This is a genomic window from Streptococcus oralis, assembly GCF_965111685.1.
GTDB classification, from domain to species: Bacteria; Bacillota; Bacilli; order Lactobacillales; family Streptococcaceae; genus Streptococcus; species Streptococcus oralis_B.
Genome location: NZ_OZ217340.1, coordinates 1,463,135 through 1,476,593 on the forward strand (window position 1 = coordinate 1,463,135; position 13,459 = coordinate 1,476,593).

At 39.7% G+C, this 13,459-nt stretch carries 9 protein-coding genes; 6 read left to right on the plus strand and 3 right to left on the minus strand.

Annotated elements, in window-relative coordinates; all coding sequences use genetic code 11:
* Nucleotides 1–41: 41 nt before the first annotated feature.
* Nucleotides 42–4,790, minus strand: a complete 4,749-nt coding sequence (locus tag ACLV7H_RS07625; RefSeq protein WP_411866815.1) for a YSIRK-type signal peptide-containing protein — start codon at nucleotides 4,788–4,790, stop codon at nucleotides 42–44.
* Nucleotides 4,791–5,344: 554 nt separating this feature from the next.
* On the opposite strand from ACLV7H_RS07625, the gene ACLV7H_RS07630 reads away from it, so the two are divergent.
* Together ACLV7H_RS07630 and ACLV7H_RS07635 are read left to right on the plus strand one after the other, a co-directional pair.
* Nucleotides 5,345–6,538, plus strand: a complete 1,194-nt coding sequence (locus ACLV7H_RS07630) for a ferric reductase-like transmembrane domain-containing protein (RefSeq protein WP_045590539.1) — start codon at nucleotides 5,345–5,347, stop codon at nucleotides 6,536–6,538.
* Nucleotides 6,539–6,639: 101 nt separating this feature from the next.
* Nucleotides 6,640–7,269 carry an MBL fold metallo-hydrolase gene (locus ACLV7H_RS07635; protein WP_411866816.1) on the plus strand — a complete coding sequence of 210 codons (630 nt, stop codon included), beginning with the start codon at nucleotides 6,640–6,642 and terminating at the stop codon, nucleotides 7,267–7,269.
* Between the two features lie 104 nt (nucleotides 7,270–7,373).
* On the opposite strand, the gene ACLV7H_RS07640 is transcribed toward ACLV7H_RS07635, so the two are convergent.
* Both ACLV7H_RS07640 and ACLV7H_RS07645 read right to left on the minus strand, forming a co-directional pair.
* Complete coding sequence (locus ACLV7H_RS07640; protein WP_411866817.1) at nucleotides 7,374–8,138, minus strand: hypothetical protein; 765 nt, start codon at nucleotides 8,136–8,138, stop codon at nucleotides 7,374–7,376.
* An 88-nt stretch (nucleotides 8,139–8,226) separates the two neighbouring features.
* Nucleotides 8,227–10,119: a M13 family metallopeptidase gene (locus ACLV7H_RS07645; protein ID WP_411866818.1), complete on the minus strand. Its 1,893-nt coding sequence runs from the start codon at nucleotides 10,117–10,119 to the stop codon at nucleotides 8,227–8,229.
* Nucleotides 10,120–10,298: 179 nt separating this feature from the next.
* Between ACLV7H_RS07645 and ACLV7H_RS07650 the strand changes: the two genes are divergently transcribed.
* From ACLV7H_RS07650 to tpx, 4 genes are all read left to right on the plus strand, one after another.
* Nucleotides 10,299–11,021: a metal ABC transporter ATP-binding protein gene (locus tag ACLV7H_RS07650; RefSeq protein ID WP_411866819.1), complete on the plus strand. Its 723-nt coding sequence runs from the start codon at nucleotides 10,299–10,301 to the stop codon at nucleotides 11,019–11,021.
* A complete protein-coding gene (locus tag ACLV7H_RS07655) occupies nucleotides 11,018–11,866 on the plus strand; it encodes a metal ABC transporter permease subunit (protein ID WP_411866820.1) in 849 nt (282 codons plus the stop codon). The genes ACLV7H_RS07650 and ACLV7H_RS07655 overlap by 4 nt, the downstream gene beginning before the upstream one ends.
* A gap of 31 nt (nucleotides 11,867–11,897) precedes the next feature.
* Entirely contained in the window at nucleotides 11,898–12,827 is a 930-nt protein-coding gene (psaA, locus tag ACLV7H_RS07660) for a metal ABC transporter substrate-binding lipoprotein/adhesin PsaA (protein ID WP_045590532.1), read from the plus strand.
* Between the two features lie 117 nt (nucleotides 12,828–12,944).
* On the plus strand, nucleotides 12,945–13,439 hold the full coding sequence (gene tpx, locus ACLV7H_RS07665) for a thiol peroxidase (protein WP_000206539.1): 495 nt from the start codon (nucleotides 12,945–12,947) through the stop codon (nucleotides 13,437–13,439).
* Nucleotides 13,440–13,459: the final 20 nt, after the last annotated feature.

Genomic DNA, 13,459 nt, shown 5'->3' on the forward strand with positions numbered 1-13,459 from the left:
TAAGAAACTAAAGGATACTACTTAGAATCTCGAGTATAGAATTAGTCTTCTTTTTTCTTGCGAGACACAAGTCCAAATCCGCTCATCAAACCAAGTACTCCTAGAGCTGCCAAAGCTGCATGATCTTCCATACCAGTATTAGGTAATTCTTTGGTTGCTTTAGTAGTTGGAGATTGCTCAGTCGGTTTTTGTTGAGGGGCAGTAACAACTTTCTCATAAACGTGTTCTGTATCCCCGTTTGGAAGTTTCTTGGTCTCGACGAAGCGGTAACCTGGAATATCTTTCTTAGGTTGTTCACCGTCTTCTGTTGGATAACCTGGAATCTCGTTCCCTTCCTTATCCTTATGACTGGTCTTAACCTTCTCATAAACGTGTTCTGTGTCACCGTTTGGAAGTTTCTTGGTCTCTACGAAGCGGTAACCTGGAATATCTTTCTTAGGTTGTTCACCATCTTCACTTGGATAACCTGGAATTTCATTCCCTTCCTTATCCTTGTGACTGGTCTTAACTTTTTCGTAGACATGTTCCGTGTCACCGTTTGGAAGTTTCTTGGTCTCGACGAAGCGGTAACCTGAAATATCCTTCTTAGGTTGTTCACCGTCTTCTGTTGGATAACCTGGAATCTCGTTCCCTTCCTTATCCTTATGACTGGTCTTAAACTTCTCATAAACGTGTTCTGTATCCCCGTTTGGAAGTTTCTTAGTCTCTACGAAGCGGTAACCTGGAATATCTTTCTTAGGTTGTTCACCATCTTCACTTGGATAACCTGGAATCTCATTCTCTTCCTTATCCTTATGACTGGTCTTAACCTTCTCATAAACGTGTTCTGTGTCACCGTTTGGAAGTCTCTTAGTCTCTACGAAGCGGTAACCTGGAATATCTTTCTTAGGTTGTTCACCGTCTTCTGTTGGAATTAATGTATTCCCCTTAGTATCTACAAATGAAGTAATTGGACGTACAGTTGGAGTGTATTTTGCAGTTATTTCTGTTCCGTTCTTATCAACTCGTTTGACTGTAACTCCTGAAGCCTTCCCAACAAAGTCTTTTTCTGGTGTGAAAGTTACCACACCATTTTCATCAATGGTATAAGTTCCTTCACCTGGAACAACTTTTTTAGTTGAACCATCATCAAAGGTTGGTTTGACATTTTCATCAATTTCTACAGTTTTCTCCACACCATTTACTGTAACTTTACCACCAGTAAAAGTTGGTGTACCGTTTTGTGTTTGTCCTTTTGGACCTTCGGATTCATCATCTGTAGAAGTTGGTTTAACAGGTATTACAGTTGGAGTATACGTTGCTGTAGCAGTTGCTGTAATATCCGTATCATTAGCATCTTTTCCTAATTTTGCAGTAAGTGAAACTGTGACAGGTGTAGCTGTACCGGTAAATGTCTTCAATGGAACAAAGGTTACTTCGCCTGTTTCATTATTAATTGAGTAGGTACCCTGACCATCAATTGTTAGAGTATCAACAAATCCACCTGTTTTTGGATCTACTAACTTAGCAGGCGAAGAAGCACTTAGTTTTACTGGTGATCCATCTCCAACAGATGTAAAGGTTGGAGCTTCTTTTTGAGTAGCACCTTGAATATCAGTCGAAGTCACATTATGTCCTTCAATCGTATCAGTTACTGTAATATGGTAGGATGTTGTAGCGGTTGATGAATCAACTCCATGATCAACTCCCGACTCAGTTCCACCGATTGTTGCTTCAGTAGTGTAATTTCCATTACTATCAATAACATCAATCTTAACAGTATATACCCCTACTTCATTTAAGCTATATCCACTAGCAATATTGTAGTTGTTTGCATCTTGTTTAGTATCAAATACTTTTTGAACTCCTGAAGGCGATGTTACTGTGATTCGAGTGATATAGGTTGTTTTACCATATTTAGTATCTTCAGAGTCTGAGATGCTTACTGCCGCTTTTGCTTCATTACGAAGGTCAACCGCAGTACCTTTTATTGAAGTATAATCTTGTGAAGTTACTGTTGGTTTTGTATTTACAACAGTTGCCACATCAGTATTTGTAGCAATCGTTCCTCTAATAATACCACCAAATCCTGACTTAGTATGAACTTCCCAAGAGTCATTTCCAAGCTTAGTAGCAGTCACTTCCGTTCCATCAGATGACACCCAGGTATTTGAATGTTTGTCATAAGTGACAGTTACTGACATTCCATCACCTACTTGATTAGTGTTCTTAGAAACATAAATCGTTTCTGGGCGAGTTGGTGTTTCTACACTTGTCACTTTCTCAGTGCTATCAAGCTGTCGAATGTACTCATAGATATAAAATTTCATACCACCGTCTTGCTGAGCTTCTGTGTACACTTGACGTTTAGTCCATCTTGTCGTACCATCACCATTCAGTGTTTTACTTTCAGCATAGTCGCCAGGTAGCTCCCAGTGTCCGGTAGCCTTATTAAAAGTAGCAGTATGTTTTTGCCCATCTGTTCCATTTAATTCAACTTGTTCACGTAAGAAAGTTCCCTTCACATTTTCAACAGATGCTTCTACTCTAATATTGTCCACACCAACTTTGGCAGTCGCCTCTGATGTCACAGGAATATTAAAGACTGTATCTGAATCTACAGTACCTAATTCCTGATTTTCAGAAACAGCTGTGTTGGTTGAACCACTGTCTACGAGCCATTTGCCATTAACTGCTTTTAGATTGGTTACAGTACCATCAGGCATTGTTACCTTAGCACTTGATGCACCTTTAGAAATTTTAACTGGTACAACTGTTGAGTAAGTTTCAACGTTTTGAACCTCAACCTTTGGTTTCACAACTAATGTTACGGTAGCATGTGCTTCTTGTCCAGATTGGTTCCAGACATTATTATTAGCCAACTTATCATAATCTTTTGCAAATACGGAGACTGTGTAAATTCCTGCTTCAGTTAATTTTCCAGAAATGATTCCTCTCCCCATATTCGTTTGATCAGCAGCCTGCTCTTCAGAAGTACTATTCGCAACACTATATTTAGTTCCTGGAATTAATACTTTAGAATCATCTAATTGTTCACTAATAGTGTTATATCCTGAAATTCCTGTCACTGCTCTAGAGAATCTTTGAGGTACTCTTACAACTTTGCCTTCAACCGTCGTATAGTTATAAGTTCCTCGACTATTTGCTGGTGTTGCACTTGCACCTGACTCATCATAGAATTGAATATTTACATTAGCATCGTCACCAACATTACGATCATAACGCTCAGAATCTGATTTTATTTTAGGAGGCGTACTATCTTGCCACCCGACCCAACCAGCACGAAGATTCTGAATTTGGAAAGTTACCGTTCGACCATCTGTATTGGTCGCAGTAATATTAAATCGTAAATCATAAACTCCATTTTCAATATCCGCTATAACTTTTCCTTGAATTGTGTCTGTTTCTGAATCGTATGTCAATCCCGGCACAAGGTTAGTTGGGGTTACAGAAGTTAAACTCCAACCAGCTTGCTTGGCATTTTCAGAAACAGCGATACGATCTTTCAAGCCTTTAATTAGTACACGATCAATTCCTTGTTCGTAACCCAATCCATAAATTTCTGTAGCTAAATATTCATAGCCACCATTAGCAGAGTAAATCGAAGTTGCAGCATTTGAAATTCTTGACCCATCCGCACGGAGTTTGTTTCTCCAAAGAGGTGCTTCTTCTGCTAATTTTTTAGCTGCATCAGGAGTTAATGGATAGTCTACACGTCCTTTGTTGTTATGACCAGTCTTTCCACCTTGTTCTGTATGCATCCCATTTCCAGCATTTGTATCATTGCCAACTCGCTGATTAGAATAGACTTCTATCTCTAACCCTGTAGCATCAGTACCCGTCATTAGTTTAATTTCTTGTACTGGAATCGTATAGGTATCCTTACCTGTATGATTTGAAGCATTTATTTCTGAGACACGAGAGACATTTGTCCCTTCTTCAGCATAGAAATCTTGAGCAGCCAAAGCTACTCCAAAGTTCCCGTCTTTTCCAACTCCTGCTTTTTTCAGATCATTGTAGACAGCAAGAATGGAATCATTTAAGCGTGACAATTGGTCATTGATTTGTTTAGCTCTAAGGGCATCATTCGCTAAGACTTTTTTAGTTTCTGCAATAACTTCCTTATTATTAGCTACCGCCGCCTCAATCGCCGCTTTGTTTTCAGACTCAAGCTTATTTTTCCGGACTGCTTCAGTTGCTAAAACATTGGTTACCTCAGCTTCAGACGTAACTTGTTCTAAGACTTTTTTAGCTTCTAGGACTGGTACTCCAGTTTCTTTTGTTTCTTCTGCTTTTTCTGTAGATTCCGTTATTTTCTCAACTTCTACAGACTCAGCAAATACCGTAATTAACTCTTTAATCTTAGCAAGTTCAGTATCCACTTCCTCTTGCTCAACTATCTCTTTTGAGATGACAGATTTCGCAGAATCTAATAGTTCTTTAGCAGATGTTAGTACCACGTCATCTATATTCTTTGCTATTTTTACTTTCTCTTCAAGTTCTGTAATTTTTTTAACTAAATCCGTTTTATCAACCGTCTTAAGGGTAACTTCTTTTTCTTTTTCTATCGAAGTTTCTGATTTTTCTGTTTCCGTAGATGATTCCGTATTCAATGTCGATGTTGAAACAAGCGTAGTATCTGCTCCTTGAAGTTCCATCGCTGATACTGCTCCATTGCCCAAAAACATCAAGCCTGCTGAAATTGCTACTGATGCCGCTCCAAAACTATACTTTCGAATCCCATATCGAATGTATTTCTCCGTTCTAAAACCCTGTTGCTTACTCTTCATAAGAAAAACAACCTCCCTATTTTTATTATGTTGATATCGAAATATAGAAAAAACGAAATTTCTTTCCCTTCTCGAAAATTGGTCTTTAAATTTCGTTATTCTAAAAGGATTATATCCTCATATTCAATATGCATATTCATACTAACATTTTCTGTTCTCTTTTTCAACATTTTTAATAATTTTATTTGAGAAAAATACAAAGATAATTTAACATCAAATGCTTTAAAATACCAATATTCACATATGTTTACAACGTGTAAATTTCAGGTATCATTTATCTTATAATTAAATAAAATACACTTTAATGTATTAATTTATTTTTTGAGTTTTGTAGAAGTTAAATTTTCTCCACCCTTACATTGTTATAACAAAAAATTTTCTATAAGAAGTACACAAATCTAACAGTATATTTCTTAGCCGTTATTTATAGATTATCATGAAGATTTGACTTAGAGGCGGAGACCCTAAACCTTGACTACAGATTCCTTTTTTGTTAAAATGTAACAAATATTATTACATCTAATAGAAGATAAATCTACGAAAGGACTTCTACTATGAAATCATTAAAAGGTATTTTATTCATCGGACTTAGTATGCTTCTGACTATTCTAGCTTGGCTTAGTTCAGGCGCTAGTCAGTTTCTAATCCCTGGTTTAGCTCTCACTACCCTCTCACTTACTTTTATACTAGCTAGCCGTTTACCCCTGCTTGAGGCTTGGTTTAACGGACTTGAAAAGATGTATCTAGCTCATAAATTCACCGCTTTTCTATCCATTCTCCTACTAACCCTTCACAACTTTAGCATGGGCGGTCTCTGGGGTTCGCATTTGGCCGCCCAGTTTGGAAATATCGCTATCTATATCTTTATCAGTATCGTTCTGGTTGCCTATCTGGGACAATACATCCAGTATGAAGCATGGAGATGGATTCATCGATTGGTTTATCTAGCTTATATCTTTGGCCTCTTTCATGTTTTAATGATCATGGGAAATCGCCTTCTCTCCTTTAGTTTCCTAGGTCTTATCTTTGGAATCTATGCTATTTTAGGCTTGCTTGCAGGTTTTTATATTATTTTCCTTTATCAAAAGATCGGTTTCACCTATCTTGGAAAAATCGTAGGAATCAAACGCCTCAACCACGACACGACTGAAATTGAAATAGAACTCAGTCATCCTTTCATTTACGAATATGGGCAATTTGCCTTTCTAAAAATTTTCCAAAAAGGTTTTGAGACTGCTCCACACCCTTTCTCCATCTCTGGAGGACAAGGACAAACTCTTTATTTTACGATAAAAAACTCTGGTGACCACACCAAGAATATCTATGACAATCTTCAAGTTGGTAGCAAGGTTGCAGTTGATCGCGCCTATGGGCATATGACTATGGAAGACGGTCCAATGCAGCAAATCTGGATTGCAGGTGGTATTGGAATTACACCTTTCATCTCTTATATCCGAGAGCATCCTATCCTAGACAGGAACGTCCGCTTCTACTATAGTTTCCGTGGAGAGGAAAATGCTGTCTACCTAGATCTACTTCGAGACTACGCCCATCAAAATGCTAACTTTGACCTGCAACTAGTCGATAGCAATGAAAAAGGGTACCTGACTTTGGATCAAGAAGAAATCCCTGAACAGACTACTGTCTATATGTGTGGACCTCTTCCTATGATGAAGGCCCTTGCCAAGCAAATCAAGAAAAAGAATCCCAAAGCAAAACTCATTTACGAAGGTTTCAAGTTTAAATAAGACCGTTGTCCCTCTTAAACAAAAGAGGGACTTTCTTTTCACTTTATTTCTCTCTTCTATGCTATACTTAATTTAGTACATTCTTTGAGAGAGGAAGATTTATGAAAATCCATAAAACTGTGAATCCCGTTGCCTATGAAAACACTTATTATCTAGAAGGAGACCAACACCTGATTGTGGTTGACCCAGGTAGCCATTGGGAAGCCATCCGCAAGACTATCGAAAAAATCAACAAACCAGTCTGTGCGATTCTCCTGACCCACACCCACTACGACCATATTATGAGTCTGGACTTAGTTCGTGAAGTTTTTGGAAATCCTCCCGTTTATGTAGCAGAGAGTGAAGCTAGCTGGCTCTATACCCCCGTTGACAATCTCTCTGGGCTACCTCGTCACGACGATATGGCAGATGTGGTCGCAAAACCAGCAGAACACACCTTTGTCTTTCATGAGGAATACCAGCTTGAGGAATTTCATTTTACCGTTCTACCAACCCCAGGGCACTCTATTGGCGGTGTTTCCCTGGTTTTTCCTGATGCCCATCTAGTCTTGACCGGAGATGCTCTATTCCGAGAAACCATTGGACGGACAGACCTTCCTACTGGTAGCACGGAACAACTCCTCCATAGCATTCAGACGCAACTCTTTACTCTTCCTAACTACGATGTCTATCCTGGGCATGGTCCAGCTACGACTATCGCTCACGAAAAGACTTTTAATCCCTTTTTCTAGCAAGCTAAAAACCAAGGATAATTTCCTTGGTTTTTGTGTAGCTTCAATTTCTACTTCACTACTTGCTCGGTAGAATCAAAATTGACTAGAAAAATAATTCAAAACTAATTAGCTGGATTCAATTCTTTCCATTCAAGGTTATCCAACTCAAGCTTTTCAGAAGAAATATCTAAAACTTGCTCTGCTTTCTCATTGCCACCGATTTGAATAGTTGCTTCTTTAATCTTCTGCACTCCATTTTTATCAAACGAGTATAGAGCTAGATTCATTTCTGGACGAGTTGACTGCCAGTCTGCATAACAAACTTGACCATTTTCGTAAATAACAAAGCCTGAGCGAAAACCTCCTGCAGAAGGGACATAAGCAGTGTGAAGTAAACTAGGTTTTTGATTGTCCAAATAGTAAATGGCTGAAACAAATTTTTCATACCCAATAAGCAACTCGTCTTGACCATCCTTATTCAAATCAACAAGAGCATATTTAAAGTCTGGTGCATTTTGATAATCCATTCGTGAAAAGATCAGACCATATTCCTCTGAAGTAATATCATTTTGTTTGATTTCCTCTTCGAGATCTTCTCTATTCCCTTGATGTAAAAGATCTGTATAGTGAGTATAGCGTTCAATCACTTCTTTATACAAATCTGGTCCAGTTTCATTCTTATTTTCAGCAATTGATTGTGACTCCTTGGTTGACGAGTCACTTGTATTTCCAGCCTTTTCTTCTGTTGATGTACTAGTCTTATCATCTTTGGATACAGATGATAATGTAGATGAAGATTCTGTATTACTCTTGTTTTTAATGAAACCACAAGATGCTAGAACTGAAATCGAAAGAATAGCTGATAGCATCATTAAAATTTTCTTCATGTTAACCTCGATAGCATTGCATTTTTAGATTGATAAACTTCAAAAATGAACCATTAATTCCAAGATGATACTTGGTTAGGGACTTACTTTACCAAATAATCACACGGTCCTCTGGTGAACGCCACATACCATCGCCTTCTTGGACATCATAGGTTGTAAAGAAGTCATCAAAGTTTGGTACTTGGACATTGACACGGAGCTTAGCTGGCGCGTGCACATCGACACTGGCCATGAGTTTCATCAACTCCGGACGGCCTTTCATACGCCAGATACGAGCAAAGTTGTGGAAGAATTCTTCGGCAGAGAAGTCTGCTTCTCTCTTGGCAGCTTCAAGGGCTGCAGCAATTCCTCCTAGGTCGGCAACGTTTTCTGATACGGTTAGTTTTCCGTTGATCCTTGCTCCGTAAGATTCTTGACCATCAAACTGGTCGATAACTTTCTGAGTCTTTTCCTTGAAGGCAGCATAGTCGCTCTCTGTCCACCAATCCTTAAGACTACCATTTTCATCAAAGGACGCACCATTTGTGTCAAAGGCGTGAGAAATCTCGTGAGCAATAACAGCACCAATACCACCGTAGTTAGCAGAAGACGACTGATGCAAGTCATAGAATGGAGCCTGTAAAATAGCTGCTGGGAAGACAATCAAGTTCTTCTGAGGATTGTAGTAGGCATTAACCATGTGAGCAGGCATACCCCACTCCTTGTAGTCAACCGGTTGGTTCCACTTACTCCAGCTGTGCTTGATTTCCACACGCGCAAAGGCTAGAGCATTTTCAAAGAGACTGGCAGTTTCGTCCACGACTTTGTTCTTGTAGCGTTCTGGCAATTCCTCTGGATAACCGATATAAGGCTTGATGACATTGAGTTTGACAATGGCCTTGTCACGCGTTTCAGGCGTGAGCCAGTCGTTCTTAGCCAAACGTTCCTTATAAACGTCAATCATTGTCGCTACTTTTTTCTCTACGTCTGCCTTGGCTTCTGGGGAGAATTTTTCATGCGCGTACCAGATACCCAGAGCTTGCTTGAAAGGACCTTGGGCCAAGTGATAAGCTGCCTTGACCTTATCCTGAGCTTCTGGAACACCTGAAAGGGCGCGACCATAGGCACCTGATAGGACACGAATCTCATCTGTGAGATAGCTTGTTGAGAGATTGACCACAGCCAAAATCAAGGTTGCCTTAAGCAAAGGCCAAGCTTCTTCACTATAAAATTGATCTGCTGCTTGCCAGAAACGTTCCTCGTCTACGATAACCTTATCTGGAGTTTGTCCAAGAACTGCTTGGAAGAAGTCATCTAGAGGTAGGGCAGGGGCAAACTTTTTGAAATCTTCATAGACATATGGATGGTAAAGTTTGGCATATTCTGAACTTTCTTCGTTAGAAAGTACCACAGCCGCAATGCGACGGTCCAATTCTAATCGTTTCTCTAGTAAGTCTGCGATTTCCTCATCTGAAAAATCATAGGCTTTGAGAAGATTCGTAGTACTTTCCTTCCAAAGAGCCAAGAGCTCCTCACGTTGAGGATGGTCTTCAGCATAGTAAGTCGTATCTGGCAAAATAGTTCCTGGTGCACTTGCCCAGAGAACATTGGTTCTGGCATCCATAAAGTCTGGTGATACACCAAATGGAAGGAAGTTTGGCTTCCCTGCTAGTTCAAATTCTGCTAGTTTGCTGGTGAAATCTGCAAAGCTCTCCAAATCTTGGTATTCCTTTAGCATAGGCAAAACGGGCTCGATCCCATCTGCTTCCCTCTTATCAAAATCACGTACCATACGATGGTACTTAACAAAGTTTGCGAGGATGGCATCCTCTGGAACATCCTCACCCGCCAACCACTTGTCCGTAGTTGCCAGCATTAACTCTTCAATCTCCTCATCAAGGTCAATAAAGCCACCTGTTCGAGATTTGTCAGATGAAATGACAGCTGTCTTTTCCCATTCGCCATTGATTGCATCATAAAAATCGTCTTGATAACGTGTCATCTTGTTCTCGCTTTCATTTTTTCACTTATTCTTAGCTTAGCAAAAAACACTTGGGAATGCAATTAAAAATGGTCTCTCTTTTCTCTTCATTTTTCAGTTATTATTTTAAATTTTTCAAAAATTAACTTGACTTAATTTTTTTTTTAAGGTATATTAAAAGGCAGGAGGAAAACAACTGTATGATACGTATCGAAAACCTCAGTGTCTCCTACAAAGAAACGTTGGCACTAAAGGATATTTCACTAGTGCTCCAAGGACCAACTATTACCGGAATTATTGGTCCAAACGGTGCTGGAAAATCAACTTTATTAAAAAGTATGTTGGGAATTATCCCACATGAAGGTCAGGCCTTTCTTGATGACAAAGAATTCAAGAAATCTTTACATCGAGTTGCCTATGTCGAGCAAAAAATCCATATCGACTACAATTTCCCTATCAAGGTCAAGGAATGCGTCTCTCTGGGACTCTATCCATCCATCCCACTCTTTCACACCTTAAAGGCCAGCCACTGGCAAAAAGTGGCAGATGCACTTGAAATCGTTGGGCTCTCAGACTATGCTGATCGCCAAATTAGCCAGCTCTCAGGCGGACAATTTCAACGTGTGTTGATTGCCCGCTGCTTAGTACAAGAAGCAGACTACATCTTTCTAGATGAGCCATTTGTCGGGATTGATTCGGTTAGTGAAGAGATTATCATGAACACGCTGAGAGATCTTAAAAAAGCTGGTAAAACAGTTCTCATCGTGCATCATGACCTCAGCAAAGTCCCCCATTATTTCGACCAAGTTCTGCTTCTCAATCGAGAACTAATAGACTTTGGTCCGACTAAAGAAACCTTTACCGAAGTCAATCTCAAAAAAGCTTATGGTAGCAAGCTCTTCTTTAATGGAGGTGACCTATGATAGCAGAATTTATCGATGGATTACAAAATTTCCATTTCCTACAAAATGCCCTGATAACAGCTATAGTCATCGGGGTGGTTGCTGGAGCCGTGGGATGTTTTATCATCCTACGCGGAATGTCTCTCATGGGGGATGCCATCTCTCACGCAGTTTTGCCCGGCGTAGCCCTTTCCTTTATCTTGGGAATTGATTTCTTTATCGGAGCGATCATCTTTGGTTTGATGGCTTCCATCATCATTACCTACATCAAGGGAAACTCTATCATCAAGAGTGACACTGCCATTGGTATTACCTTTTCATCTTTCTTAGCCTTAGGTGTCATCTTGATTAGTGTTGCCAAGAGTTCGACAGACCTCTTTCATATCCTTTTTGGGAATATCCTCGCTGTCCAAGATACGGACATGTGGATCACCATCGGTGTGGGGGCATTGATTCTCTTGATTATTGGGATTTTCTTTAAACAACTATTGATTACATCCTTTGACGAGCTTTTGGCTAAAGCCATGGGAATGCCCGTCAATTTCTACCACTACCTGCTCATGGTGCTCTTGACCCTTGTGTCAGTCACTGCCATGCAAAGTGTTGGAACCATTCTTATCGTGGCCATGCTAATCACTCCAGCTGCGACAGCTTATCTCTATGCTAATAGCCTAAAGAGCATGATTTTTCTTTCATCAAGTCTAGGAGCCCTAGCTTCTGTTGTGGGACTCTTTATCGGCTATAGCTTCAATCTCGCAGCAGGATCCAGCATCGTGCTCACATCCGCCAGCTTCTTTTTAATCAGTTTCTTTATCTCTCCTAAGCAACGATATTTGAAGCTGAAAAATAAACATTTGTTAAAATAAGGGGTAAAGCCCCAATAAATTGGAGGATCTAATGAAAAAATTAGGTACATTGTTCGTTCTCTTTCTTTCTGTCATTGCTCTTGTAGCATGTGCTAGCGGAAAAAAAGATGCAGCTTCTGGTCAAAAACTAAAAGTTGTTGCTACAAATTCAATCATCGCTGATATTACTAAAAATATTGCTGGTGACAAGATTGATCTTCACAGTATCGTTCCGATTGGACAAGACCCACACGAATACGAACCACTCCCTGAAGATGTTAAGAAAACTTCTGAGGCTGATCTCATTTTCTATAACGGTATCAACCTTGAAACAGGTGGCAATGCCTGGTTTACCAAATTGGTAGAAAATGCAAAGAAGACTGAAAACAAAGACTACTTTGCAGTCAGTGAAGGGGTTGAAGTTATCTACCTTGAAGGAAAAAATGAAAAAGGAAAAGAAGACCCACACGCTTGGCTTAACCTTGAAAATGGAATTATCTTTGCTAAAAATATCGCCAAACAATTGAGTGCTAAAGATCCTAACAACAAGGAATTCTATGAAAAAAATCTCAAAGAATATACTGATAAGTTAGACAAACTTGATAAAGAAAGTAAGGATAAATTTAATAACATCCCTGCTGAAAAGAAACTCATTGTAACCAGCGAAGGAGCATTCAAGTACTTCTCTAAAGCCTACGGTGTCCCAAGTGCCTACATCTGGGAAATCAACACGGAAGAAGAAGGTACACCGGAACAAATCAAGACCTTGGTTGAAAAACTTCGCCAAACAAAAGTTCCATCACTCTTTGTTGAATCAAGTGTCGACGACCGTCCAATGAAGACTGTTTCACAAGACACAAACATCCCAATTTACGCGCAAATCTTTACTGACTCAATCGCTGAAGAAGGGAAAGAAGGCGACAGCTACTACAACATGATGAAATACAACCTTGACAAGATTGCTGAAGGTTTGTCTAAGTAATCCACTAAAAAACGTCGTTCTCACATGAACAGGCGTTTTTTTACACTTTCCAGTCAAATCATTGGAAAAATCTGACAATTCTCGGTAAAATAAAAGAAAAAAGAATGGAGTAGTTTCATGACCACTTTTCTCGGAAATCCTGTAACCTTTACAGGTAAACAACTGCAAGTCGGAGACAAGGCACTTGACTTTTCTCTTACGACAACCGATCTCTCTAAAAAAACGCTAGCTGACTTTGATGGAAAGAAAAAAGTCTTGAGTGTTGTCCCTTCTATCGATACTGGTATCTGCTCAACGCAAACACGTCGATTCAACCAAGAACTAGCTAACCTCGACAATACCGTCGTTCTTACTGTTTCTATGGACCTACCATTTGCTCAAGGACGCTGGTGTGGAGCTGAAGGCCTTGACAATGCCATCATGCTTTCAGACTACTTTGACCATTCTTTCGGGCGCGATTATGCCCTCTTGATCAACGAATGGCATCTCCTTGCACGTGCTGTCTTTGTTCTCGACACTGATAATGTCATCCGTTACGTAGAATACGTTGACAACATCAACACAGAACCAGACTTTGAAGCTGCTATTGCCGCTGTTAAAGAGTTGGACTAAAATCAAAACCATTATGGCAG